Origin of the sequence: Methylobacterium sp. Leaf106, from assembly GCF_001422895.1 — a bacterium.
GTDB lineage: Bacteria > Pseudomonadota > Alphaproteobacteria > Rhizobiales > Beijerinckiaceae > Methylobacterium > Methylobacterium bullatum.
Window position 1 is genome coordinate 18,267 of the sequence record NZ_LMNB01000023.1, and the last position, 24,766, is coordinate 43,032.

Below are 24,766 nucleotides of genomic sequence, written 5' to 3' on the forward strand. Positions count from 1 at the left end.
GCTCTTGCCCGACGCGGAAATAGTCAGGCGGGAGCCGGCTTTTCGCAGAATCCGGTCTTCTAAGCTGTGTGCGTGGCCGCACATCGATGTCGAAACGGGCTGACTACCTCATGGTCAACCCCACTTCGATCCTGGCAACCTGATCGTGGCCGCTCTCGCGAGGAACGGATCGCATCGGTGCGCCGAAAGGCACCGGATCTCAGATGGATCGGGCAATCGGTAGTCGAACGATGACCATGACGCACACGACCTCGGCTGAGGACGGCCTCTCCCTACGCTTCTGGGGCGTTCGAGGTTCCACGCCTGTCAGCGGGCCGGATTATGCCGAGTTCGGGGGCAATACGCCTTGCATGGAGGTCCGCTGCGGCACGCGCCTGTTCGTGGTCGATGCCGGGTCCGGCCTTAACGCTTGCGGTCTCCATCATCGCGAGGCGCTACCCAAGGAGATCGATCTCCTGTTCAGCCATCTCCATCTCGACCACACCGCTGGGCTGCCGTTCTTCAAGCCGGTGATCTTCAACCCAGAGCGAACGATCAACACCTATTGCGGGAACCTCGACGGGGACAGCGCCAAGGCGGCCCTGGACCGGCTGTTCTCGCCGCCGCTGTTTCCGGTGACGCTCGATGTCATCCCGTGCACCTTCTCCCATCACGGCTTCAAGGCGGGCGAGTCGCTGAGGTTTGCCGACGGCGCGCGGGTCGACACCATCCTGCTCAATCATCCACAGGGGTCCGTGGGCTATCGCTTCGACCATGCGGGCAAGCGCCTTTGCATCATCAGCGACATCGAGCATTCCGACCCCTGGCCCGACGAGGCCCTTCGTCGCTTCGTGGAGGGGGCCGACCTGCTCGTCTACGACGGCATGTTCACGGAGACCGAGTATCCCCGCTGCTGTGGCTGGGGGCACTCCACCTGGGAAAAGGGCGTCGAGTTGGCGCGGGCGGCGGGGGCGAAGGCTTTGGCGATCATTCATCTCCACCCGTCGCATGGCGATGCGCAGTTGCGCAGCGTGGAGGCCGAGATGCAGGCCGTGATGCCGACCGCGTTCATCGCGCGCGAACGTCAGATGGTCGCCGTCGGCGAGGTGACGGAGCCGGTCCGCGACGGCCGGCACCTGTCCCTGATCAAGACGGCCTGACGGCCTCGTCGCGGCCGAGGCGGCTGTTGCGCCGGCTCCAGGCGAAGTAGATCACAAGTCCTACCACGAGCCAGGCAAGCAGTCGCAGCCAGGTCTGGCCGTCGAGGGACACCATCATGGCGAGGCAGCTGACGATGCCGAGGATCGGCACCAGCGGCACCAGCGGCGTCCGGTAGTCCCGTCGCGCATCGGGCTGGGTCCGGCGCAGGATGATGACCCCCGCACAGACCAGGATGAAGGCCAGCAGGGTGCCGATGCTGGTCATGTGGCCGAGCTGGCTGATCGGCAGGAACCCGCCGAGCGCGCTGGTGAACACCATGAAGAACAGGTTCGAGCGGTAGGGCGTCTTCCAGGTCGGGTGGATCTTCGAGAAGAAGCCCGGCAGCAGCCGGTCCTGGCTCATGGAATAGAACACGCGGCTCTGGCCCAGCAGAAGGACCAGGATCACGGTGGAGAAGCCGGCGATGACGCCGAGGGTCACGAGGCTCTTCAGCCAGGGGAACGGGGTCTGGGCGATGGCCGTGTTCACCGGGGCGGCATCGCCCTTCATGGCGTCGTAATGCACGAGGCCGGTGAGCACGCCGGCGAAGGCGATGTAGATCACCGTGCAGATGGCCAGCGAGCCGAGGATGCCGATCATCATGTTGCGCTGGGGGTTCTTGGCCTCCTGCGCCGCCGTCGAGACCGCGTCGAACCCGATATAGGCGAAGAACACGACGCCGGCGCCGCGCATGATGCCGCTCCAGCCGTACTCGCCGAACGTGCCGGTGTTCTCGGGGATGAACGGCACGTAGTTCTGCGCCTTGATGTAGAACAGGCCGACGCCGACCACGACCGCCACCACCGCGAGCTTGATCGCCACGACGACGGCGTTGACGCGGGCGGATTCGCGGATGCCGATCATCAGCAGGGCCGAGACGGCGACGATGATGAGGATGGCGGGCAGATTGACGATGCCATGCGCCGTCACCCCGTCGACCGTGTAGGTCTCGAAGGGGGAATTGACGAGGCTGGGCGGCAGGTTGATGCCGAGCGTGTCCCGCAGGAACCGGGTGACGTAGCTCGACCAGCTCACCGAAACGGTCGCCGCGCCGACAGCGTATTCGAGCACGAGATCCCAGCCGATGATCCAGGCCACGAACTCGCCCATGGTGGCGTAGGCGTAGGTGTAGGCCGAACCCGCCACGGGGATCATGCCGGCGAGCTCGCTGTAGCACATGCCGGCGAAGGCGCAGGCGATCGACGCGATGGCGAAGGAGATCACCACGGCGGGGCCGGCATGCTCGGCCGCCGCGATGCCGGTGAGGGAGAACAGGCCGGCTCCGATCACCGCGCCGATGCCGAGGGCGACGAGGCTCCAGGGGCCGAGGGTACGTTCGAGCTTGTGCTCACCCCCTTCGGCGTCGGCATTCAGTCGCTCGAGGGATTTCGTCCGGGTGAGATCGCCTGCGAGGCCTGATGCCATTGATCGATGCCCTTCATGGTTGGAGCGCGGAGGTCCGGCGTCCAGCGCATGGCGACCATGCAGCTTTCCCGCCAAGGGCTAAACCTTGGCCATTCAACGAGGTTCCGGCAAAATGACGCGCCGTCTCGCGGGTCGCGGAGGCCGCCCGAGGCGGCAAGCTACGGCTCCCCGACCCTCAGCCGCAGCGTCTACCGCGTGGCTGCCGCGAGACAGCCAGCCGCCAGATCATTGAGGATCGCTCCGGCGCGGGCGGAGATGTCCCGCCCGGCCGTCTCGGGCGTACCGGCGGAGAAGGGCGGTTCCGGCGCATATTCGGCCACGAGCTGGCTCGTCCTGGCATAGTCGTCGCCACGCAAGCGGGCCGCCAGGACGAGGGCGAAGTCGAGACCTGCGGAAATGCCCGCGGCCGTGATCCGGTTGCGGTCCACCACCACGCGCCGGTTCACCGGAATGGCGCCGAGGCGGGGCAGCACGGTCTCGCGCACGCACCAATGCGAGGTGGCGCGGTAGCCGTCGAGCAGCCCCGCCGCGCCGAGGATGAGCGAGCCGGTGCAGACGCCGGTGACCCAGGATGCGCGTGGAGCCCGGTCGCGCAGGAAGGCCAGGGTCGCCTCGTCGCGCATCTGGGCGGGGGTCGCGTCGCCGCCCGGCACGAAGAGCACGTCGATATCGAGGGGGCAGGTCTCGAAGGAGGTGTCGGCAATGAGGGTCAGGCCCGTATCGCTCGGAACGGGTCCGGCTCGGCGGGAGACGAGATGGAGCCGATCGCCCGCCAACCCGGCCAGGATCGCCTGCGGGCCCACGAGGTCGAGCGCCGTCATGCCGGGGAACATCAGCATGGCGATCCGCACGGGCGGCCGCTCGGGCGCCGCCGCGCGAGCGGCCTCGCCCGGACCGGACAGAACGGCCGCGGTCAGGCTCGCGGTGAAGGCGCGACGATCCATGGACGATTCCTCCCGATGGCCACGCCCTCCCGATGGCCATGACCGGATCATATAGACCACCGATCACGCCAGCAGAGGCCGCTGCGCTTTGGGACATGACCAAGATGTCGCTGCCTCCGGCGCCATCCGCCGCATGTGGACGCGAAGGGCGTACTTCGCCATATGCGCAGCTTGGCGGGATGCGTGACCGGGTGGGATGCGCTACAACCCCGTGACATGCTACGGGCTCGCCATCGACGTCAGGCGGACCGATCCGATACGGCCGGCCCGAACCGGACGATTTCCTGCCAAACGATCAGAATACGACGAGCCATGACACGCGACGTCCTTGACACCAGCCCCGACCGCTTGAGCGATACGAACGGCGACGGGCGGCCGAGCCTGACGGCGACCATTCGCTCCCATCTCGGAGACCAGCTCCGCACGGTCTACGACCGCCTCGGCACGGACGAGCCGTCCACGCGTTTCGCCGAGCTCATCGAGAAGCTGGAAGCCGCCCTGAAAGCGCGCGGCGAGCAGGTGGAGCCCGAGTTCCGCAACGGTCTGCTCGCGGCGGTGCCGTCGCTGCGGGCTTTCGCGCTCTCGCTCACCAGCAATCCGGCCCGCTCGGACGATCTCGTGCAGGACACCCTGCTCAAGGGCTGGCAGCATCGCGCTCGGTTCCAGCCGGGCACGAACCTCAACGCCTGGCTCTTCACCATCCTGCGCAACATCTTCTACTCCGACCACCGCAAGCGCGTGCGCGAGGTGGAGGACCAGGACGGGTCCTACGCCGCGCGTCTCGCCACGGCACCGCACCAGGGCGACCGCCTCGATGTGGAGGACCTGCAGACGGCTCTCGCCAAACTGCCGCCCGACCAGCGCGAGGCCCTCGTCCTCGTGGGCGCCGAGGGCGTGTCCTACGAGGAGGCGGCCACGATCATGGGCTGCAAGGTCGGCACGGTGAAGAGCCGCGTCAGCCGCGCCCGCGGGCGCCTCGCCGAATTGCTCGGCTACGACGAGGAAGACCTGAGCTCGGACCGGCTGATCCAATCGGCCATGCCGAAGGACGCCTGATTCCGGCCGCCGAGCCGTCGGGATCGGCGCTCCTTCGCGCTCGCCAAGCGACATCGTATCGCGACACCGGGGGCATGAGGAACGTCGTCCCCCGTTCGGGGACATGGTTGGGACAATCCGGCAAAATCGATTTTCGAGGCATCCCTTTCCGGAGATCGGGCGTTACTGCCCCGAACCCCGCTGAGCGTCACCGTTCGCGGGTCATCGGATACGGAGATCTCGATCATGAACATCAAGACCCTTCTCGCCGCTTCGGCGATCGCCCTTTCCCTCCCCCTCGCGGCCCAGGCCCAGGGCCTCGTGCGCGGCGCGGAGCGTGGCGCGCAGGACGGTGCTGACGCGGCCGGCCCGCTGGGCGCCATCGTCGGCGGTGCCGTCGGCGCCGCGACCGGAACCGTCGGTGGCATCCTGGGTGTCGACGACCGCCCCCGTTTCCGCCAGTACGTCACCCGCGAGCGTCACAGCTCCTACGCCTATGACGGCGATGTCCGCGTCGGCGCGACCCTGCCCGGCACCGGCGTGACCTATTACGACGTGCCGTCCGAGTACAACGCCCGCGGCGCGCGCTACACCATCGTCAACGACCGTCCGGTGCTGGTGGACCGCAGCCGCCGCATCGTCGAGGTCATCGACTGATCGTCGACATCGATCGACGCTGACCATTCGGCAGGAGCCCCCGGTGCCACGGCACCGGGGGCTTTTTCGTGGATCGGAGAATCGTCAGGGTTCGCAGGAGAAACACCTGAAATACCGGCGCAGGATCGGGTACCATCAACATTTGTGAGTCGGTACGCGCAACACTCGCCGCCCCGGCCGGTTATTGCTCTTGACTGAGAGAAACACCCGATATGGCAAACGATCCGATTCTCCGCATTGATCAATCGGCCTCCGGACAGTCCGGCGCCGCGGATGTCGATCCGTCTCTGCCCGAGCCGGTGCGGGACCATCTCGGCCAACAGCTGCGCTCCGTCTTCACCACGCAGGACGATGCGCCGAAATTCCTCGGTGAACCTGCCGTGCCGGAGGAATTCGCGCCGCAATTGCGTCGCCTCGAGACTCGGCTGAAGACGCATGAGGAAGGCACCGGCGCGGTCGAGCAGGCTCTGGATGGCCTCCTCGACGACCTGAACGCACCGCCCGCGACGTCGATCTGACTCGGACCTCGGGACCCTAGACCTTGGGTTTGGCCGCGAGGATATCGCGGATCTCGCCCAACAGCTTCACGTCCGCTGGGGTTTCGGGAAGGGGCTTTGCCTCTTCCTGGGTTTGAAGCTTGTTCATGGCCCGGATGACGAGGAACAGCACGAAGGCGACGATCATGAAATTGAGCGCCACGGTGATGAACTGGCCGTAGCCGATCACCGCGCCCTGCTTCTTGGCATCGGCATAGGCCGCGCCCTTCTGCACGCTCGACGAGAGCGCGATGTAATAGTTCGAGAAATCGAGGCCGCCCGTGATCGCCCCGATGATCGGCATGAACACGTCCTGGACCGCCGACGTGACGATGGAGCCGAAGGCGGCGCCGATGATCACGCCCACCGCCAGGTCGACGACATTGCCGCGCAGCGCGAATTTCTTGAATTCTTCCAGCACCGTCGCCTCCAAAGCGTGAGCCCAACGGGCTTCCGGCAGAGACGTTAGGCGAGCCGATCAGCTTTCGACAGGCGCCGGTTCGATCTGTCCACGGCCGGTTGCGTCGAGACGCTCCTCGATCTTCGCCCGGCGCCGGTACTGCGCGGCCCCGATCGGCAGGGTGACGAGGTAGCCGCCCGCCATCACCACCATGGCCTCGAACGGATAGCTGATGAACAGGCCGAAGGCTGCGACCACCACGAGGAAGATCGGCAGCACCCATTCGCGCGGCACGCGTTTGCCCATGGTCTTGCCGGAGAAGGTGGGCACGGTGGAGACCACGAGGAGGGCGATGCAGAGCGTGTAGCCGAGCACCACCGGCGCGGCCCAGCGCTCGAACGGCAGGCCGAGGAAGTGGAGATAGAGCGGCAGCATCGCGGTCAGCGCTCCGGCCGGCGCCGGCATGCCGACGAAGAAGTCCTTCTTCCAGGCGGGCCGGTTGGGATCGTCGAGCATCGCGTTGAAGCGGGCGAGGCGCAGGGCCATGGCGATGGCGAAGATCAGGGCGACGATCCAGCCGAGCGAGCGCAGCTCCTTCAGCGCGAAGCCGTAGAGGATGAGCGCCGGGGCGCAGCCGAAATTGACGAAATCGGCGAGGGAATCGAGCTCGGCCCCGAAACGCGACGTGCCCTTGAGCATGCGGGCGACACGCCCGTCGATCCCGTCGAGGAAGGCGGCCGCGACGATGGCGATGACGGCGGGCTCGAACTTGCCCTCGAACGCGAGACGGATGGCGGTCAGCCCGAGGCAGACCGCCATCAGGGTGATCATGTTGGGCGCGATCATCCGGAACGGCACCGCCTTGAAGCGGCGCGGCTTCGGCTCGTTGGCATCCGGCTCGAAGGGCGGAAAGAGATCGTCCATGACGCGCCTTTTCAGAAAGACGGGCGAACGGGCCTATGGGGCACCGTCCGCGAAGGATCGCGACCCCGCCCGGGCGGGGCCGGGCGGGATCAGATGCGGCGGAAGCTGCGCTCGGGGCCGCCGCCGAGATCGGCGAGCACGGTCTCGCCCGCCACCGCCTTCTGGCCGAGGCCGACCAGCACGCGCGTGCCCACCGGCAGGTAGACGTCGACACGCGAGCCGAAGCGGATCAGGCCGAAGCGCTCGCCGACATTCAAGGTATCGTTCGCCTGCACCCAGCCGACGATGCGGCGGGCCACCAATCCGGCGATCTGCACGACGCCGACGCGCAGTGGGCTGCCGCGATGGGTGGTCTCGATGACGAGGCCGTTGCGCTCGTTGTCGTCGCTGGCCTTGTCGAGTTCCGCATTGAGGAACAGGCCGGGCGTGTAGACGATCTGGCCGATCTTGCCGGTGACGGGGACGCGGTTCACGTGGCAATCGAACACGTTCATGAAGACCGAGATCCGCGTCATCGGCTCCTGCGGCAGGTCGAGCTCGGGCGGCGGCAGCACGGTGGAGATCAGGTTCACCCGGCCGTCGGCCGGTGAGACCACCAGGCCGTCGGCCACCGGGGTGACCCGCTCGGGATCGCGGAAGAAGTAGCAGACCCAGAGGGTGAGGATCAGGAAGATCCAGCCGGCGAACTGGGCGAAATAGCCGAACAGCACGGTCAGCACGATGCCGATCAGGATGAAGGGGTAGCCCTCCTTGTGGATCGGCACGAGGGTTCTGCGGATCGTCTCAAGCAGATCGGACATGAAGATTCGGTACTCCTGCGGACCGAGGGATCGGCCGCGCCCGCAATGCGGCCGGGTTGGCAGTCCCGACGGCCTGCGTCAACTCTCGGAGCGGTTCGGCGGCGCCCGCAGGGCATCCCCGGCACAGCACCGGCCTTTGCGCATTCCGTTTGATGATGCCTTAAGCACCGTGCCGCTAGACCGGGATGGGATCGGGCGGGGAGCGGGGATCGGATGCTGGGTCGGGCGCTGATGCATGTGCGAGCGGCGATCGCCCTGCGGGACTGTGCCGCGAGCGCGCCTTCGGATATCGAACGCCACCTCCTGATGAAGGTGGCCGCGATCCACGAGGCACGGGCCCGCAAGGTGCTCCGCGCGAGCCAGAGCCAGGGCCGCCGTCGCTGAGGCCGGCGCGTCACGGGAGCCGGTCGCTCCGTCACCAGAGCGGCACGGCCCCCGCGCGCCGGACGAAGGTCCGGGGTGCGAAGCGCCAGAGCCGCTCGGCGCCCGGAAAGCGCGCGATCTCGGGGGAATCGAGGAGCACCTCCGCCCGCCCCGTCATCTGCAGCAGGTCGCCGGTGGTGAAATCGATGATTGCGAGCCCGGCGCGGGGATTGGCGCGGATGTTTCCCAATGTGTTGAAGAAGCGGTTGCCGGAATAATCCGGGACCGTGAGCACGTCGTCCTCGCCGACGCGCACGAAGCCTTTGGGGCCGCCGCGATGCGAGACGTCGACCTGCCGGTCCCCGTCCTTCCCCTCCGCATAGGTGGCGACGAAGAGCGTATCTGCCCCGGCGATGAGCGCACGGGCGCTTTCGTCGAGGCCATGGCCGGTCTCCGGGGCCGCCGCAACGGGATTGCGCCAACGCTTCGCACCCTGCCGGACGTGGATGTATTGCGGGCAATTGCCGAAGCTCTGCTGCACCCGGACCTCGAAACCGTCCCCCTCCCGGCGCTCCACGATCCCGTTCAGGCGGTTCCTCCGCCGCGTCGCCAGATCGATCCCGAGCAGCCCCACCGCCGCACCCTCCGTCAGGCCCGCCTCGGCCGGATCGCCGAGTTCGGCGGCTGCCCGAACGCGCAGCCGGAAGGGGTCAGGCGCCTCGACGAAACCCGGTTCGCCCGTCCGGACCGTCGCCCAGACGTCACCTGCAGGGTCCACCGCCCCCAGCACCACGAAGGGCAGGTGACGGAAGAAGTCGCGATGCTGCTCGATCATATGGTCGCGGATCACGCGGGGGCCGATCTCGGCCATGCGCTCGGCGACGCCGGCATGGTCCTGGATCGCGATCTCGCCCGGGTGCCAGGGCGAGGCGGGGTGATGGTCGGATGAGGACATGGGTGATCTCCCGTGGCAGGATTTCGTCTCAGGCCGTGCGCAGGCCGGCCGCCGTCGTCGGAAAGGCCACGAAGCCGGGCAGTGCTTCGATCCGGCCGAGCCAGGCGCGGATCTCGGCATAGGGCGCGAGGTCGACATTCCCCTCGGGGGCAGCGGCGACGTAGCTGTAGAGGGCGACATCCGCGATGGTCGGGTGGTCGGCGGCGATCCAGGCGCGACCGGCGAGCTCCGCCTCGATGCGGCCTAGGATTTGATGGGCACGGGCAATCACTTCGGCCGTGTCGAAGCGAGCGCCGAAGACGGTGATCAGCCGGGCCGCGGCGGGGCCGAAGGCGATGGGTCCGGCCGCCACCGAGAGCCAGCGCTGCACCTGCGCCGCTCCATAAGCATCCTCCGGCAGCCAATCCGTGCGCCCGAGCTTTTTCGCCAGGTAGACCAGGATGGCGTTGGAATCCGGAACCACCACGTCGCCGTCCACGAGCACCGGCACCTGTCCGAACGGGTTCAGGGCCAGGAAATCCGGCGTCCTGTGCGCACCGGCGGCGAGGTCGACCTCGACGATCTCGCAATCGGCACCCACCAGCGACAGGAACAGACGCGCCCGGTGCGCATGCCCCGACAGGGCCATGTGGAACAGCTTCATGATGGATCTCCGCGACAGCCGGACGAGGGCGCCGGCCACGGACACATCAGAGACCCTTGCCTGGAACGCGTGAACCGGCATTCTCCGCAATCGACTATTCCGCTAGATGGAATAATCCGCGGGTATGGAGGAGGCCAGTATGGATCGGTGGCAGGCGATGCGGGTCTTCGTGCGGGTGGCGGAGAGCGGGGGCTTCGCTGCTGCGGCGCGCCAACTCAACATGAGCCCGCCCGCCGTGACCCGTGCGGTGGCCGCCCTGGAGAACCGGATCGGAACCCGTCTTCTGACGCGGACCACGCGCTCGCTGATGCTCACCGAGGCGGGCGGACGCTATCTGGAGGATTGCCGCCGCATCCTCTCGGACATGGAAGAGGCGGAAGCACTCGCGGCCGGCGCATACGCGACACCTTCCGGAACCTTGACGATTACCGCTCCGGTGCAATTCGGCCGGCTTTATGTCTTGCCTGCCGTGACCGAATTTCTAGCGCGCTACCCGGCCGTCAGCGTGCGGGCGCTGTTCCTCGACCGGGTGGTCAACCTGATCGAGGAGGGCGCCGATGTGGGAATCCGCATCGGGCACCTCGCCGATTCCGGGCTCGTCGCGGTCCGGGTCGGCACGGTCCGCAGGGTTCTCTGCGCCGCGCCGGACTATCTCGACCGGCACGGGACACCGGAATCGATGGGGGATTTGCACCGCCACGCGACCATCGGTTCGACCGCCACGCGACTGCCCTTCGAGCGCCATTCCCCGGCCGAAGGGCCGACGCGTGGCGCCACGCGATGTCGGTTGATCTGCAATACCATCGACGCGGTCCTGGCGGCTGCCATCGCGGGCCAGGGGATCGCATCTCTGCTGTCCTATCAGGTGGCGCCGTCGGTCGCCGAAGGCCGTCTCAGGCTGGTCCTCGACGATCCGGAGGCGGTGCCGCTCCCGGTCCATATCGTGACCCTGGAGGGAAGGCGCGCGCCGGCCAAGGTGCGCGCGTTCATCGATCTGGCGGCGGCAAGGCTCCAGGCCGACCCGATGGTCAATCCCGGTCGTGGCTAAGAGCCTGTTAGAGTTGTTTTTCCAAGGCGTTACCTCATCCTGAGGTGCCGCATAGCGGCCTCGAAGGAGCGCTCCAGATATCGCAGTAAGCTCTGGAACCCTCCTTCGAGGCCCTTCGCCGAGGCGAAGGGCACCTCAGGATGAGGCGGACTGCTGGGAGCAGCGGCTTTGGCACGAGCATCCGCTGAGACATCCGATCAGACGCTCGTAGAGCCGGTCGGAACGCATTCCTTCCCTGCACCTGAGCGCCGGGAGCGTGGCGATTCAAGAGACCGGGGGAAGGCGCATCTGCTTGCGGTAGCTCTTGTCGAACTGCTTGGCCGGCACGAAACGGCGCAGGAGGCTGGCCTGCCGCGCCATCGATCCGGCGGTGTAGCGCAGATGCGGCGCCGTCGCGGTGGCGGCCTTCACCACCACCTCGGCGACGATCTCGGGCGCGTCGGCCGTGGCCATGACCTCCCGCGTGAAACGCTCCCGGCCCGCGCGATCGGAATCGTAGAGGCTCAACGGGGCATCGGGGGAGACCAGGTTCGCGTCGAAGGCCGTGCGCGTATAGGCCGGCTCCACCAGCACGACGCGGATTCCCTGGCCGCGGACCTCGTGGTCGAGGGATTCCGAATAGCCCTCCACCGCGTGCTTGCTGGCCGAATAGACCGCCATGTAGGGCGCCGGGACGAGCCCCAGGATGGAGCTGATGTTGACGATGCGGCCGCCCGCCTGCGTCCGCATCAGCGGCAGCACCGCCCGGGTCGTGCGGATCACGCCGAACAGGTTGACGTCGAAGAGCGCCTGCGCCTGTTCGGCCGTGGATTCCTCCGCCGCGCCGTTGATGCCGAAACCGGCATTGTTGACGAGCAGATCGATCCGCCCGGTTTCGCCGTGGACCGTCTTCACCAGGGCCTCGACGGAGGCCTCGTCGGTCACGTCGCAGGCCAGCATCGTGACGTCCCCGTCCCGCCCCGGAATGGGTCTGCGGCTCGTGCCGTAGACCCGGTAGCCCGCCGCTTTCAGGGCCTTGGCCGTCGCCAAGCCGATGCCGGATGCCGCTCCGGTGACGATGGCCGTCTTGATGTCCGTCTTGCCCACGACGCTCTCCCACGATGCGCCCCCTCGGGGGACCGCTTCGGCTCATAGATTATGATTATAATCTATAATTGCAAGACGTATCGGGGGAGCCGGCCCATCCGCGATGGCGTGCGTCGACTTCACGTGGCCGCCGCCCGAGCCGTCGGCAGGCGAGGGGCTGAAATTTCACGGTTGGTACCGTTCGCGCACGACCCCTTGCCGACCCTCGGAAGGTCCGCTTCCAGGCTGTTCAGGCCGCTTCCGGGCGAGAGTGGGTGGAAGCAGGCACCGCCTTCGCGCCCGCTTACAACTCGAAGCTTGCTCCGGGAGTGTTCGCGTTCGGCATGCTTGATGAAACATCGAGCAGGACAGGGTTGGGTGGCTCTGCCAATGCCGACTTACGAGCGGCAAGAGCACCGAAGTGAACGTCGCCCCACCGACCCGCGACCCTAAAGCAGGCGCGCCCACAACACATTTCAAAATATGAGTAACTCCAATGCTCGCTTGCAAATTTCAATGGCCTGCATTGGATGTGAATGTCTAACCACACCGTAGTGACTTTAATATCCCGGAGAGCATGTCGTGAAACAGCGCCTCGACGGCTTGACGGGTCTTCGAGGTATTGCAGCATTCAGCGTCGTCATTTTTCATTTCAATATTATGCCGCTCAGCTCAATGGAAGTGGCGACCTGGCTGCCATTTTTTAAATTCGGAAATACGGCCGTCGACATCTTTTTTATCATTAGCGGATTCATTATTTCATTTGTTCACCTGAATGATTTCAAGAATTTGAGTAGTAGGGGTATCGGACGATTCATACTTTTGCGACTCGCCAGGATCTACCCGCTTTACGTGCTTACTGTCATATTTATGGTCGGCATGACGGCCGGCGCGATCATGCTCCACTTGCCGTACAATCCCAAAATCGCAGATTTTGGCCGATTACTAGACTGCTTGCTCATGACCCAGGCATGGCATTCAGACGGCATGGCCTGGAATTATCCAGGGTGGTCGCTCAGCGCTGAATGGTTTGAATATCTTATATTTCCCCTCATCGCTTCTGGGGTCGTTGGTCTGGGAAAAAAGCAGGGCGCTCTCGTGTTGGTAGTCGCCGCCGGAGCCCTTATCGCCTATGGCGGATTGAATTATTTCGAAAGTATGCCTTTGATAAGAAGTACGGCTGGTTTTTTATTGGGAATGCTCTGCTTTCAGCTGACTTACTTAAATCTAGTAAAGAGCATTCCGTTTGTCCCCATCGCTTTGCTTGCAATTCCCATTTTGACATTCACATGGGGCACCATTGCCGGACCACTCACGCTTCTAATGTTCTATTCAATTATCGTTTTAGCATGCGCCTATCCAGGCAATAGAATTGAGCGCGCTTTCGTGTATAAACCGTTTGAATATTTGGGGCAAATATCATATTCCCTTTATCTCATCCACGCGCCCATTCAAATGGTTCTTGGGCGTATCCTGCTCCAGCGTTGGCAGTTTGGTCAGTCAAAGATCGCGGACATCATAGTCAGCGGCGCATTCATCTTTCTGACGGTTCTTTTGGCTCACCTTGTCTATCGGTGGTTTGAGTTGCCAACCAGACGTTGGTTGCGGTCGCGCATATTGCCCTATTATCAGTTGGAAGAGGGGGCGCCTCCTGGGGTTACAAGTGCGAAGACATGACGATGCCCATCGTGTTGTGGGGAAAGGTCGGCTGAGAGGCGAAAGGTCGGGGGCTTTTTTCCACACATCGCGGACGTTCAGGGGGCGGTACCAAGCGTCGGATGTCCACCACGAGGAGCAAGCCGCCGTCACATCGCCAGCGACGGCGCCCTCCGTCGGGTCTCGAAGACCCCGACCCATGGATCAGAGGCAGCGCGGCTCGGTTTGAGAGGCCGCCGGAATGCGGCCGGACACGGGGCCGCTGCCGAAATCCCTATCTCCGGCGTCGGCGGCGGAGCCAGCGCCGGATTGCGATGACGAGAGCCGCCGCGAGCACCAGCAATCCGAGAACCGGATGCACGATGGCGCCGGCCTGGAACAGGACGAACACGCCGAGGACCGCCATCCAGGGCTTCAGCGGAGTGTCCTCCTCGACATCGCCGCCGCGCGGCGATCCGGGACGCGGCTGGTCAGTCGCCGGCGCGGGGCGACGGCCGATGGAGGGCAGGCCGCTGCGTCCGGGTACGCTTTGGGCGGGCCGCTCCGCCTCCAGCAGGATGGGATCGGGCTGCGGCGGCGGGCGTTCGGCCGGGCTCCACCAGCCCTCGCGCGGCGGCACGCCCCGGGCGGATTGCGCGCGGAAGGGGGTGATCCGGGGCTGGGCCGGCTGATGCGGGGCCCCGTGTTTCTCGGCGAGCCTCCGCGCCTGCGCGACCAGGGGAGCGCCGGCTTCGGGCGTGACCATCCGGACGAAGCGGGCAAAGCCCAAAGCCGCCCCGAGCACCGCTAGCCCCTCGCTTCGGCCCCAGCGGCGGCCGGCGGGTCCGTGCCCCTCGATGCCGTGAAGGAGGGCGCGGAACCGGCGCAGGGTCTCGCGCGGCACCGCGACCCGTTCGTTCACCGTGAGCCCGGTGACCTCCTGGTGCCGCCCCCGCCGCATCACCCGCGTCTTGTCGGGATGGACGGTGAAGCCTTCGCCGGCGACGATCTCGTGCACGTATTTCAGGAGCGCGCCGGTCTTGCCCGCCGCTTCGCCCGAGGCGGAGAAGGTCATGTCGTCGGCGTAGCGCGTGTAGGTGAAGCCGAGCGAGGCGGCGAGGCCGGTGAGGCGCGCATCGAGGCGGGTGCAGACGAGGTTGGTCAGCGCCGGGCTCGTGGGCGCCCCCTGCGGCAGGCGCCGTGGTCCGCGCGCCGCGTAGAGGCGCTGTCCGTCGATCTCGACCTCGTCCACATCCGGCTCGGTGCAGAGCAGGGCAAGGACGGTGGCGACCGGCTCGGCATAGCCGAGGCCCCGGAACTTGCCCTTGATCCGGCGGTAATCCAGCGTCGGGAAGAAGTCCTTGAGATCGAGGTTGACCACCACGTCCCGCCCCACATGGAGGGCGGCGTTCGTCAGGATCGAGCGGCCCGGAACGAAGCCGTGGGCGGCCTCGTGGATGCCCGCATGGGCCAGCACGGCATCGAGGATCCAGTATTGCGCCCGCTTGAGCCGGGGCATCGGCGCCGAGATGGCGCGCAGCCCGCCGGTCTTCTTCGGGATGGTGAAACGCTGGTAATGGCTCACCGTGGCGAGCGCCCGGTCATAGGCGAGGAAGCGCAGCTCGCCGAGGCCGATCCCCATGGCCTCGGCCACCGCAGCGGGGCTCGCCAGTTCCGGCAGGCCGTCGGCTCGCGACGCCCCGGCGTCTCCCCCCGAGAGACCCGCCGAGACGCCCTCGCCGAGATAGAGGATCTCCCGGTTCCGGCGCCCGTGCCAGGCGAGCGCGCGTTCGTGCCGCCCGCGCGCGCCGTTGAGCTTGGTCTCGCGCCGCCGTTCCAGGGCCGCCTTCTTCCGGCGCTTGTGCATCGCCTTGAGGGCGGCGTCCGGATTCTTCCAGAGCGCCTCACTCCGATGCAGCTCCGTCAGTTCACGGGTGAGCTCGCCCCGGCGGCGGATGAGATCCTCGGGGAGGTTCGGCTGATCCTTTCCGGCCGGCCAGTAGCCGAGCCGGATCATCTCTTCGAGGACGACCTCGTCCTTCGAGCTCTCGCGGATGCGGTCGTAGAGCTGCTGGCGGGTGAGCGAGCCGGGCTGGACGCTCATGGGCGGCTCGCCCGGACGGGAAGATGAATGAGGGACGCCGGCCGGAAAGCCTTCGTCAAGTCTCGGGACTGGTCCGGTCCACTCGATGCCGGCACGACCCCTACCGCGCGTTTGGGTTCAAGGAACCCAAACAGAAAGCGCGCGGTAGGGGTCTGTGCCGGCCCAGTGAAGAGCGGGCCAGTGACGCTTTGCCGGGCAGGGTGCAGGGACGGCGAAACGCCGCCCAGGTTGCAAGGTCCGCTCCGCCCGACGTCCCTCAGGGGCTGAAGCTTAAAGCATGCCGGGGACGGCATCAATCGGTTCCGGACGCGGTTCCTCACGCCTGACTCCTCATCGGCTTGCCCTCGACCTGCACATGGACGATGCGGCGCAGGGCCAGCATGTGCTCGCAGGGGCCGCGCATCAGTCTGTTGCGAATGTAGAAGCCGCAGGTGCAGTGGCCGCCGACCATCCGGTCGTCCGCGTCGATCTCGACGGCGGTCGCCATGGCCCGGCCATCGTCCAGCACCGAGCCGGTGAGGCTGCGCCGGCCCTCGGCGCGGGTGATGGGGCCGAGGGTCACGAGCCCGGCGGCGACGAAACGGTCGGCCTTGGCCTCCTGCTCGGAGGCGAAGCGCAGGGCGCCCGCATCGAGGTGCTCGCGGGTGAGTTCGCGCAGGCGGAACACCCGCTTGTCGAGGTCGAACATGACGCGGCCGGCCTGGACGTAGCCGCCGAGCGCCGACTCCACCGTCGCCCGGTCGAGGCCGGTCTCGGCGGCGAGGGTCCCGGCATCGGCGAAGAGATGGCGGCCGAGCGCCGCGAAGACCCGCACGGCGGTGCCCGTATCGACATCCGTGCGGGGCGCGAGGAGGTCGAACTGGCCGGCGCGGGACCAGTCGTTGGCGGTCCAGCCGGACAGGCCGAGGGTGAAGCGCAGGCCGCCGTAATCCACCACCGCGAAGGAGGGCAGGCCGGTGCCGAGGAGATGGAGCCGCACCGATCGGGCGAGGGGCAGGGCGCGGGCGAGGATCGCCAGCCGGCGCCGGCCCCAGAGCCGGATCTCGGCGCTCGCCGGCCCCCGGTAAATCGAGCGCCGGAAGGTCAGCCGCTCGTTCCAGGGTTCGATCAGCACGCTCACCGGCCGGTCCGGCTCGAGCAGGAAGCGCAGGGAGCGCGGGCCGTGCCGCTCCCGGCGGGCGGCGAGCCGCGTGAGGATCGCGTGCATGTCGACGGGGTGCAGATCGACCACGCTGGCGGGCTGCGTCATGGCGCTCGAGACCTGCAGGAAGCCCCGCATCCAGGAATCGGGCAGATCGATCTTGTCCTCGCGATACGCCTCCGTGCCGGTGGTCTGCACCGAGAAGCCGGTGGGGTCGATGGCGAGCTCGGTGTCGCGGTCGCTGCGGATCTTCTGGAACTCGTCGTACAAAGCGTGGCTGTAATCGATGTTGGTGGTGCCGAAGGCCATCTCCCCCATGCGCGCGAACACGTCATGGTCGCAGGAGAGGCGCCCGTAGGTGGATTCGTCGAGGCTGAAACACTCGAAGAAGATCTCGTCCGGATGCACGGTGATGACCGGGTCGAGGACGATCCAGGCGTCGAGATCCTCTTTGTAGAGGCGGTCGAAATAAAGCTGCCGGGCCTTGTAGAACGGCCGCATCACCGTCTGGTACCGGATGCCGATGTCCGTGAGTTCGCGGCGCAGGGACTCGATCTCGGCTTCCAACTCGTCCCTGCCGGCCAGCGCTTCGGCCAGGAGCTGCTGCTCGTTGGCCTGCAGCCAGGCGAAATAGGCGCTGCGGTCCTTCGGCTTGAAGCGCAGATCCGACACCACGACGTGGTGGAGGGCCGAGATCGCCTCGCGGAACGGCAGGTGGCGGGAGACCCGTCCGTTGAAGAAGGTCGGCGCGCGCAAGGTGTCGGGGGCGAAGCCGAGCCGCGTCGTGCCCCCTTCCGTGACGGCGCGGCTCTCGCCGAGATAGCGGTGATGGAGCTTCATCGGGCACCCTCCGACAGGGATCCGGGGGAGGGCCGTGCCGCGGACGGTCGCCGGACGAGGGGCGTCTCGAGATCCGGATAGGCGTCGGCGATGTCGCAGAGCGCCAGGATCGCGGCGTTCCGGTCGCGGGCCGTGCCGCTGAGCGACAGGTCGGCGAAGAAGGGCAGCAAACTTTGAGCCCGTTCCCGGCTGCGCAGGGCCTCCCCCTTCAGGAAGGCGCCCATCCTGTCCTTGGCGGTCCGCCCCGTCAGCACCTGCAGCATGACGATGCGGGCCAGCGGCACGAGACGCGCGAAGGCGTCCTCGCTGGCCACGGCCTCTGCCGTCAGCAGCTCCGTCACCAGAAGGTGCATGGAGGGCGAGGGATGTTCGAGGAGGCGCAGGATCTGGGCATCCGCCTCCCCCGGCCGCAGCCGGCTGCGCAGGATCCGGCGGGCGAAGGCCAGGACCTCCGGCTTGACGCTGTCGGTGACGACGGCGAGGGCATCGGGCGTCCAGGCCTCCTCCGGCCAGGCCGCGAAATGGCTCTCCGCGAAGGCGAGCGTCTCCGGCCAGTCGCTCTCGACGAGGAGGACGGCCTCGGCCGCCTCGGCCTGGAAGCGGGCCGGCTCGGCCAGATAGGCGGCCATCGCCCATTGCCGCACGGAGAGATGCGAATGCCCTCCGAGCCGCGCGATCTGGCGCACGCTGTAGAGGCCCGGCTCCCGCTCGGCCAGCACGACGGCGCCGAGGCGCTGCGCGCCCTTGGCCTGCGCCTGGAGGAGGCGCCACAGGGTGCCGGCGTCGAGGGCGGCGAGCTCGCGGGGCATCGCTTCGCTCAGGAGAGCGACCACGTCGGCGACGAACTGGTCGTCCGGCGCGGTGCGGAACAGGCTCCCGATGAGGGATTGCGCCAGGGGGCCGGCGCTGTCCGGGTCGGCATCGACCAGGCGCTTCACCAGGGGCCGCGCCGCCTTTCGCAGGACGGGCGAAGGCCCGCAGGCGAAGGCGAGGATGTGGTCGGCGTGCCGGCGGAGCCGCTCATCGTCGAGGCGCGACAGGAGGCCGATCGCGGCGTCCCGCACGTCCAGGGAGTCCGATCCGATCAGGGCGTACCATTGCTCGGCGGGCAGGCCATCGGCATCGGTGCCGGACAGGGCCAGCAGCGCGACGCCCGCAGCGATCATCTCCGGGGCCGGATGCGCCATCAGCGCGCCGATGTCGTGCCCGGCCACCGGCATGTCGTGGTCCGGCCAGAGCAGCGGGATGCTGCCGCGCATGGCCCGGATCGCCGCCTTCGCTTCCTCGTCGAGGACGGGCGGCATCGCCCGCAGCCACGCCACCAGCCGCTCGGCCAAAGGCCCGGCCACGCCCCCCGGAAGCCCGCGCTCACGGGCGAGGGGGAGGAGCGCGGCCCCGACCTCCGGCGCGGCACTCGTGAGCAGGGCGAAGGCCAGCGCCACGGTCGACCAGGGCAAATCCGCCTCGGCCTCGATCCGCCGCAGGGCCAGCATCCGCGCCTCAGGTAACCGGGCCTGGACCAGGACGGCGAGGAGGTCGGGATCGGCCCCGCCCCGGGCGAGACGCTCCCGCGCGATCTCCAGGCCGAGGGCGGCGACGGCGGGCAGAGTCGCGCCGAGCAGGCGACCGATTGCGGCGGCATCCAGGGCCGCGCAGGCCGCGGTGTCGGCCCGCAGGACGCGCAGGCCCAGCATCGCCACGGGTTCGATCCGCCCCTCCGTGGCGAGCCGGAGCGCGAGGTCGGGCCGGGCGCTCCAGAGGTCGGGGAAGGCCTCGTCCCGCGAGTCGAGGTCGGTGTCGGCATCGAGGAAGAACGTGGCCGAGCCCGAGCGCGGCCGTGCTTGGCGCGCATGGCGGAACAGGAGTTGGCTCGCCGCCCAGTGGGTCGCGAGCGGCCCGCGCAGGCGGGCATCGCGGCCCCAGGTGCCGTCCGCCTGACGCCGCCACAGGGTCGAGACCGTGCGCGGACCCAGATCCTCCGGCCGCACCCTCAGCAGCAGGCCGGCGGCCATCTCGGCGAAGGCCGGATCGCCGACCTCGCCGCGCTTGCGCAAGGCCCGCCAGATCCGGCGCTTGAGGTAGAGCGAGGTGGCCGAGGACAGGCCGATCCGCGCATCCGGACCGCCCCGTTCATCGCGCACCACGAATTGCCGCCGCAACTCGGCCGAGTAGACCAGGGGGGCGCCGGATTTGTACATCGCCGTCGCGGTCTCGAGCCGCAGCGCGGTGGCGCCGAAGAGGCCGGCATCGTCGGCCATCTCGGCATGTTTGAAGAGGCGGCGCAGGCCGATGAGGTAGGGCGGCCGGGCGGGCAGATGCGGGAGCGCGGCGCAGAGGCCCGCATGCAGCACGGCATCGTCCTGCACGCAGCGGCCGAGCGCCACCAGCGCCGGCCCGACGGCGAGGGGCTTGGCCCTGGCAAGGGCGGTCAGCGCGGCGACGAGGCCATCCGCGTCGCCGGCGCGGGCCGGTCGGGCGATAGTGTCGGGGAGGTCCGCCTCTTCACCCGAGGAGCGTCGTTGCGCACCCATCAGCGGCGAGACCACAGCGAACCGGGCGAGGTCGCGGATCACGACGCTGCTCGTCTCGGCCGCCACGGCCTCGAGGATCGGTGCCGCCTTGCCCCCCACGGCGCGGGCCAGCGCCCAGACCAGGGCGTAGCTCGCCCCCGCCGGTCCGACGTCCCGCACCAGGGCGACGAGGTCCGGCTCCGCTTGCGCGATGCGGAGCTGGCCGATGCGCCAGAGCAGGCGCTCGCGATCCTTCTCCGGCCAGAGCCCGCGCCGGCAGGAGGCCAGCCGCGCGAGAAGGATGCCGTCGCGGCCCTCGGCCGGGGTGCCGTCCTCCCGCGATTCCGCCTCGACCGTCGGTCCGGGGAAGGAAGCGGCCGGGTCGATCCGGCGGTAGCCGGCATTGACCTTCGCGACGACGACACTGTCAAACACCTTCGCGGCGGCATCGGCGGTGATCGGCTGCGCCGTCTTCGATCCCTCGCGCAGGATCGTGCCGCGTCGTCCGTAGCGGATATTGACGAGGAAGCGCTCAGGGGCGGCGACCGCGTCGTTCTCCACGAGGTCCACCTCGTAGACCTTGTCGGAGGCCCCCTCCTTCAGGTGGAGGCGCGCCGCGCGGACGACCCTCATGCAGCGGACCCGGTCTGGGCAACAGTGCGATCCTCGGGTCTCTGCATCGTGGCTCCTCGCGAAACGGGGAAGAGGCGGCGACCGGCGCGGTGACATGCGGCGTTCCGGTCGCAGGGATGTCTAGCCGCCCTGGGATCGCGGGGGCAACCCTGGCGGGCCGGGCCACGATATTCCCATACCCTGCGGTCGCCACGGATCCTCTCGCCTTCCAAGCGACGGTGGTCACCCATTTCGCGGGATGCGCGGCTCTTCTCCCAAGCGGATCTCGGGCCTGACTTGGGATCCGTCGAGCGTGTGGGGCGACCCTGAGCTGCGGCGGCTGGCGGAGCCCCCCCCGCTCCCGGCCTGTGCTCGCAAGGGGAGGGGGCACGGTCTGCGCGGAAGAGCAGAGGGGTGGCTCCGCCCCGGTGGTCGCACCCGAATTAAGTGTCTCTCACAAAACTCCCCCTGCGCTGTCGTGCCTGGAGCGAGAACCGGCCGTGATCGGAAGTTTTGTGAGGCATTCTCACGGCGCCCGCCGAGGCGCCGGGCCCCCGCCCGCCCCGGCCGTGGGGCCGTTCCGACGGTCCTTCCCGACCAGCCCGTCCTCCGTGAGCGTGACGTCCCGGAGCGTCGCGGGCGGAATGAAGTCCTTGGAGAGTCCGGCGACGAAAGCCGGCACCGTCCCAAGGCGCCGGGCTGCCTGCCACCCGGCATGGTGCAGCACGGCGCGCAGCTTCACCCGTTCGGCGAAGACGGCGCGCTTCGCGGCCCGCGACAGGGGCGGCTTGCCCGCCAGGGGCTCCACCATCCGGCGGCGAATGGCGCGGAGGGCAGCGGCGCTCGGCTCGACATTCGTATCGTTGGCCACCATCCATTGGAGAACGATGAAGGTCGTGAGCACGTCGCCCGCATCGTCCGCGCGCAGGTCGGTCCTGGTGAGGAAGCCGCGAAAGATCGTGTCGTAATCGTGCCTGGCCATCTCCCGCCCGACCTCCCGGGCCGCGGCGGGATCAGTGGCGCTCAGCTCGCGAACGTACCGGGCCACCGTCGTGGCGCGCAGCTCCGCGCTCGCGATGAAGGACAGGTCGCCCGCCCTTCGCGGCGGGTCGGCCTGCGTCCGGGACTGCCGCGCCGTGTCTCCCACCGACCCGGCGCCGATGGCCGCGTCGAGGGTCTGGAACTGCTGCTGCTGGAGCCCCTGCAGGATGCTCGCTCCGACATCCTGGGCCGGGGCCGCGACGGGAACGAGCGCGGCGAGGGCGCAGACGCAGCGGATCGTGGCGTTCATGGCATGCTCCACCTTCGTGAAGGCCGACGGACGGCCCTCCACCAGGGCACGCCCAATCAGCGCGGAACCACCGAGGCGGCGACGCGCTCGGCCCGCGCGAGGGCGTCCGGCTGGTCCGCGCCGGCGAGACCGATGACGCGCAGGTAGCTCTTGCCCTCGAAGCGGATCGTCTGGGTCACCCCGACCTTTCGGCCGGACCGCACGTCCTTGCCGGTGGCGCGCAGGCGGATGAGGACCGCGCCGCCCTCGCTGGTGCGGCTCTCGTCGGTGACCGCGATGTCCTTCACCTCCCGGATGGTGCCCAGCGCCTTGCGGGCGAAGGCGCTCTGCTGGCCGGTCGCGACCGGGGCCTTGCCCAGGGAGGGCGCCACGATGACGAGCGGCTGGGTGCCTTCGGGATCGACGTCCTTGGGGCCGTCGGTGAGCAGGAGGGTGTTTCCCATCAGCGTCCGCACCGGGCGGAACCCGGCCAGGTCCCCCACCGAATAGGGCATGGCCGCGATCTGATCCGCCACGCTGCCGGGGGAGCGGAAGGCGATCGTGCCCAGCGCGGCTTCCACCGCCTGGTTCGGCACCTGTGCACGGGCCGCTTCCGGAACCTGCACGGTGACGAGGCCGGTGCCGTCCCCGCCCCGCACCACCGCGACCCACTTGGTGTAGGCGATCCCCCTGGCCGACTGGCTGCCGCGCAGGACCCGCCCCTCGCCGCCGGCGACCGGCAGCGGCTCGGCCGCTCCCAAGGCGGCAAAGCCCGTCGAACGCAGGGAATCGGGGGTGAATTTTTCGGCGAGCTGCCCATACGCCTCGGCCGGCATCGCGACGATGACGATGGAGGCGCCGGAGGGATGCTCGAAACCGGCGAAGCTCTTGGCGGGCGTCATGCCGGCGGGCGGAACCAAGCCGATCCCGCCGGCGGGCGGAAAGACCGCCTCGGCGGCGAGGGCCGGCAGGAGCGGGGCGGAGAGGAGCGGGGAGACGAGGCCGAGGAGGGCGAGGAGCCGGCCGGTGGCGCGGCGGAAGCGGGGAAGACGCATTCTGGAAGGGTCTCTCGAGAGTGGGACGCCGGCGTCGGCGGGGCTTGCCCCGACGCCGGCTCGCGGTCTGTGCAATGTCTCGGGCAGCGGCAGCTTGGCTGCCGAGCCCACCGGACCGGACTCATCGACGGTCCGAACATCCGATCCTGGGGATTCCACCGCCCGAAGGGGTGGGTTCACTAGCGCGAATTTACGACCCCTGCCGATGGCGGTAAGACGGTCGGTCGCGGATGCGGAGATAAAGAACTATTCGATTCCGACCTCAGCTAGCAATTCCTCCCTATCTTGATGGGCGAGCCAGATTAAAAAGCTGCGATCTACGACTGTAAGCACCCGCGTTGTCTGATCATAATCAAATATGATTGGGCGAATACTCTTCAAAACTTGCAAAGACGCCGTATTTTGAAGTGCCTGCGTTATATTCCCTTCATTAAGTTTGAGGCCCTCAGGATGCTTATTTTTAATGATTAGGGCTACTTGTTGCCGCCGCAAGCCACTTTCCAAAGCCTCAATGGGTGACACCAATACTGCATAAGCAACCCATTTATACATTTCGAGCGGTGTCGGCTGGAAACCTTCAGAAAAATTAGTGATGAAAGCAGAGTACCGGCCTGCCTGGTCGTTTACTATTTCCCGTACAATCTTCTCTGCATCTACGCCCCTGCCGACATCTGTAAGTTCGTCGCAGGTTTGCAAAATATCCGCACTTTTGCAGATACGATAACAAGCTTCTTGAACAAGGGCAACACTATCACCGGAGTGATAAATTACACCTCGAATAGCCTCTTCGTCGATTTTTATATTTAGCAATGCTTCACTAACAGAAATCACTTCCCGAAGATGCTCATTCGACCAAACATCAACATCAACGCTGACAACTCGGTTTGTGAGATCGCCATTGTAATATATGAGCCTGTTTTTATCTCTCCACACCCCGACGATCACAAAGCAAAGCTTTGAATTTTCATGATAAGCCTTCAGAGCAAACGAAAAAGATTTCTGTACATCTGCAGAGAGATAGTGGAAATCTTCAAGTATGATAAACTTGGAGAATTTTATCTCCTGCAATGCCATGATTATGTCATTGACGTCACTGATATCTATTTCCAGCTTTCGCGTAGTTTCAGCGCGCTGGTCGGTAGTTTCGCGCGCACCGGTGGTTTTGGCCGATGCTTTCGCGAAAAAAGGTACTTTGCCCTCCCCGACAAATTCCGCACCGAATTTCCAAGCGCCTCCAACCGTCTTAGTGAAAGTCTGTTGAATACGATATCCTGCGGCCTTCAAAATAGCCCCATTCAAGTCGGCAAGGCTCATGGTGTTGACGCAACTTATAACAATATAGTCAGCATCATCGAGACAGTGCCGTCGCAGGGTTGTTTTTCCTTGCTTAGAAGATCCATAAATAACTACGTGCTTTTCACGAGTAAGACTGTCTAGAAACTCACCGTCAACATTAGGCCGCGCAACATAGTTTAATGGGACGTCTCGCCCGACTCCGAATGCCTCTTTCAACAGCACGACTTGTTCAGGCATTTGGTACCTCGTTGCCACGTTCATCGGCCGCTTGTGGGATCGGACCATAATCAATCGCTGGGCGACTTCGCAAGAAGTTGCAGCGTGCACCA

Annotated in this window: 21 protein-coding genes; 7 read left to right on the plus strand and 14 right to left on the minus strand. The window is 66.9% G+C overall.

Annotated features, from left to right (window positions below):
* The first annotated feature begins 230 nt into the window (after window positions 1–230).
* Window positions 231–1,139: an MBL fold metallo-hydrolase gene (locus ASF34_RS11960; protein WP_056161305.1), complete on the plus strand. Its 909-nt coding sequence runs from the start codon at window positions 231–233 to the stop codon at window positions 1,137–1,139.
* Here ASF34_RS11960 and ASF34_RS11965 read toward each other — a convergent pair.
* Window positions 1,126–2,604 (minus strand): amino acid permease, encoded by a 1,479-nt coding sequence (locus ASF34_RS11965; protein ID WP_056145057.1) that lies wholly within the window; start codon window positions 2,602–2,604, stop codon window positions 1,126–1,128. The genes ASF34_RS11960 and ASF34_RS11965 overlap by 14 nt on opposite strands.
* Window positions 2,605–2,792: 188 nt before the next feature.
* Window positions 2,793–3,548, minus strand: coding sequence for a DJ-1/PfpI family protein (locus ASF34_RS11970; RefSeq protein ID WP_443136535.1), 756 nt, complete (start codon window positions 3,546–3,548; stop codon window positions 2,793–2,795).
* Between the two features lie 312 nt (window positions 3,549–3,860).
* Here ASF34_RS11970 and ASF34_RS11975 point away from each other — a divergent pair, with 312 nt between their 5' ends.
* From ASF34_RS11975 to ASF34_RS11985, 3 genes are all read left to right on the plus strand, one after another.
* Window positions 3,861–4,604 (plus strand): sigma-70 family RNA polymerase sigma factor, encoded by a 744-nt coding sequence (locus ASF34_RS11975; RefSeq protein ID WP_018045464.1) that lies wholly within the window; start codon window positions 3,861–3,863, stop codon window positions 4,602–4,604.
* Window positions 4,605–4,829: 225 nt separating this feature from the next.
* Window positions 4,830–5,240: a DUF1236 domain-containing protein gene (locus ASF34_RS11980; RefSeq protein WP_018045463.1), complete on the plus strand. Its 411-nt coding sequence runs from the start codon at window positions 4,830–4,832 to the stop codon at window positions 5,238–5,240.
* A gap of 212 nt (window positions 5,241–5,452) precedes the next feature.
* Window positions 5,453–5,758, plus strand: coding sequence for a hypothetical protein (locus ASF34_RS11985; RefSeq protein ID WP_018045462.1), 306 nt, complete (start codon window positions 5,453–5,455; stop codon window positions 5,756–5,758).
* A gap of 16 nt (window positions 5,759–5,774) precedes the next feature.
* Here the strand turns inward: ASF34_RS11985 and mscL are convergent, their stop codons facing one another.
* From mscL to ASF34_RS12000, 3 genes are all read right to left on the minus strand, one after another.
* Window positions 5,775–6,197 carry a large conductance mechanosensitive channel protein MscL gene (mscL, locus tag ASF34_RS11990; protein ID WP_026176221.1) on the minus strand — a complete coding sequence of 141 codons (423 nt, stop codon included), beginning with the start codon at window positions 6,195–6,197 and terminating at the stop codon, window positions 5,775–5,777.
* Between the two features lie 57 nt (window positions 6,198–6,254).
* Entirely contained in the window at window positions 6,255–7,100 is an 846-nt protein-coding gene (locus ASF34_RS11995; protein WP_018045460.1) for a CDP-alcohol phosphatidyltransferase family protein, read from the minus strand.
* Window positions 7,101–7,189: 89 nt separating this feature from the next.
* Window positions 7,190–7,900 (minus strand): phosphatidylserine decarboxylase, encoded by a 711-nt coding sequence (locus tag ASF34_RS12000; RefSeq protein WP_018045459.1) that lies wholly within the window; start codon window positions 7,898–7,900, stop codon window positions 7,190–7,192.
* 213 nt (window positions 7,901–8,113) lie between these two features.
* Here ASF34_RS12000 and ASF34_RS23135 point away from each other — a divergent pair, with 213 nt between their 5' ends.
* The gene (locus ASF34_RS23135) at window positions 8,114–8,284 is read left to right on the plus strand and encodes a hypothetical protein (protein WP_187273446.1); all 171 of its coding nucleotides are present in this window, start codon (window positions 8,114–8,116) and stop codon (window positions 8,282–8,284) included.
* Window positions 8,285–8,315: 31 nt separating this feature from the next.
* Here the strand turns inward: ASF34_RS23135 and ASF34_RS12005 are convergent, their stop codons facing one another.
* Window positions 8,316–9,218 (minus strand): pyridoxamine 5'-phosphate oxidase family protein, encoded by a 903-nt coding sequence (locus ASF34_RS12005; RefSeq protein ID WP_056161308.1) that lies wholly within the window; start codon window positions 9,216–9,218, stop codon window positions 8,316–8,318.
* Window positions 9,219–9,246: 28 nt separating this feature from the next.
* A complete protein-coding gene (locus ASF34_RS12010; protein ID WP_056162014.1) occupies window positions 9,247–9,861 on the minus strand; it encodes a glutathione S-transferase family protein in 615 nt (204 codons plus the stop codon).
* 139 nt (window positions 9,862–10,000) lie between these two features.
* Here ASF34_RS12010 and ASF34_RS12015 point away from each other — a divergent pair, with 139 nt between their 5' ends.
* A complete protein-coding gene (locus ASF34_RS12015; RefSeq protein WP_056162016.1) occupies window positions 10,001–10,909 on the plus strand; it encodes a LysR family transcriptional regulator in 909 nt (302 codons plus the stop codon).
* A 264-nt stretch (window positions 10,910–11,173) separates the two neighbouring features.
* Here the strand turns inward: ASF34_RS12015 and ASF34_RS12020 are convergent, their stop codons facing one another.
* Complete coding sequence (locus tag ASF34_RS12020; protein WP_056161311.1) at window positions 11,174–11,995, minus strand: oxidoreductase; 822 nt, start codon at window positions 11,993–11,995, stop codon at window positions 11,174–11,176.
* Between the two features lie 561 nt (window positions 11,996–12,556).
* Here ASF34_RS12020 and ASF34_RS12025 point away from each other — a divergent pair.
* Window positions 12,557–13,651 carry an acyltransferase family protein gene (locus ASF34_RS12025; RefSeq protein ID WP_018045453.1) on the plus strand — a complete coding sequence of 365 codons (1,095 nt, stop codon included), beginning with the start codon at window positions 12,557–12,559 and terminating at the stop codon, window positions 13,649–13,651.
* A gap of 253 nt (window positions 13,652–13,904) precedes the next feature.
* On the opposite strand, the gene ASF34_RS12030 is transcribed toward ASF34_RS12025, so the two are convergent.
* From ASF34_RS12030 to ASF34_RS22300, 6 genes are all read right to left on the minus strand, one after another.
* Complete coding sequence (locus tag ASF34_RS12030) at window positions 13,905–15,713, minus strand: reverse transcriptase family protein (protein ID WP_056161313.1); 1,809 nt, start codon at window positions 15,711–15,713, stop codon at window positions 13,905–13,907.
* 316 nt (window positions 15,714–16,029) lie between these two features.
* Window positions 16,030–17,694: a hypothetical protein gene (locus tag ASF34_RS12035; protein WP_056161315.1), complete on the minus strand. Its 1,665-nt coding sequence runs from the start codon at window positions 17,692–17,694 to the stop codon at window positions 16,030–16,032.
* Entirely contained in the window at window positions 17,691–20,837 is a 3,147-nt protein-coding gene (locus ASF34_RS12040) for a hypothetical protein (RefSeq protein WP_056161317.1), read from the minus strand. Before ASF34_RS12040 ends, ASF34_RS12035 begins: the two co-directional genes overlap by 4 nt.
* Before the next feature lie 505 nt (window positions 20,838–21,342).
* On the minus strand, window positions 21,343–22,107 hold the full coding sequence (locus tag ASF34_RS12045; RefSeq protein WP_200913269.1) for a hypothetical protein: 765 nt from the start codon (window positions 22,105–22,107) through the stop codon (window positions 21,343–21,345).
* A gap of 56 nt (window positions 22,108–22,163) precedes the next feature.
* On the minus strand, window positions 22,164–23,141 hold the full coding sequence (locus tag ASF34_RS12050; protein WP_056161319.1) for a hypothetical protein: 978 nt from the start codon (window positions 23,139–23,141) through the stop codon (window positions 22,164–22,166).
* A 246-nt stretch (window positions 23,142–23,387) separates the two neighbouring features.
* The gene (locus ASF34_RS22300; RefSeq protein WP_082494184.1) at window positions 23,388–24,674 is read right to left on the minus strand and encodes a hypothetical protein; all 1,287 of its coding nucleotides are present in this window, start codon (window positions 24,672–24,674) and stop codon (window positions 23,388–23,390) included.
* Window positions 24,675–24,766: the final 92 nt, after the last annotated feature.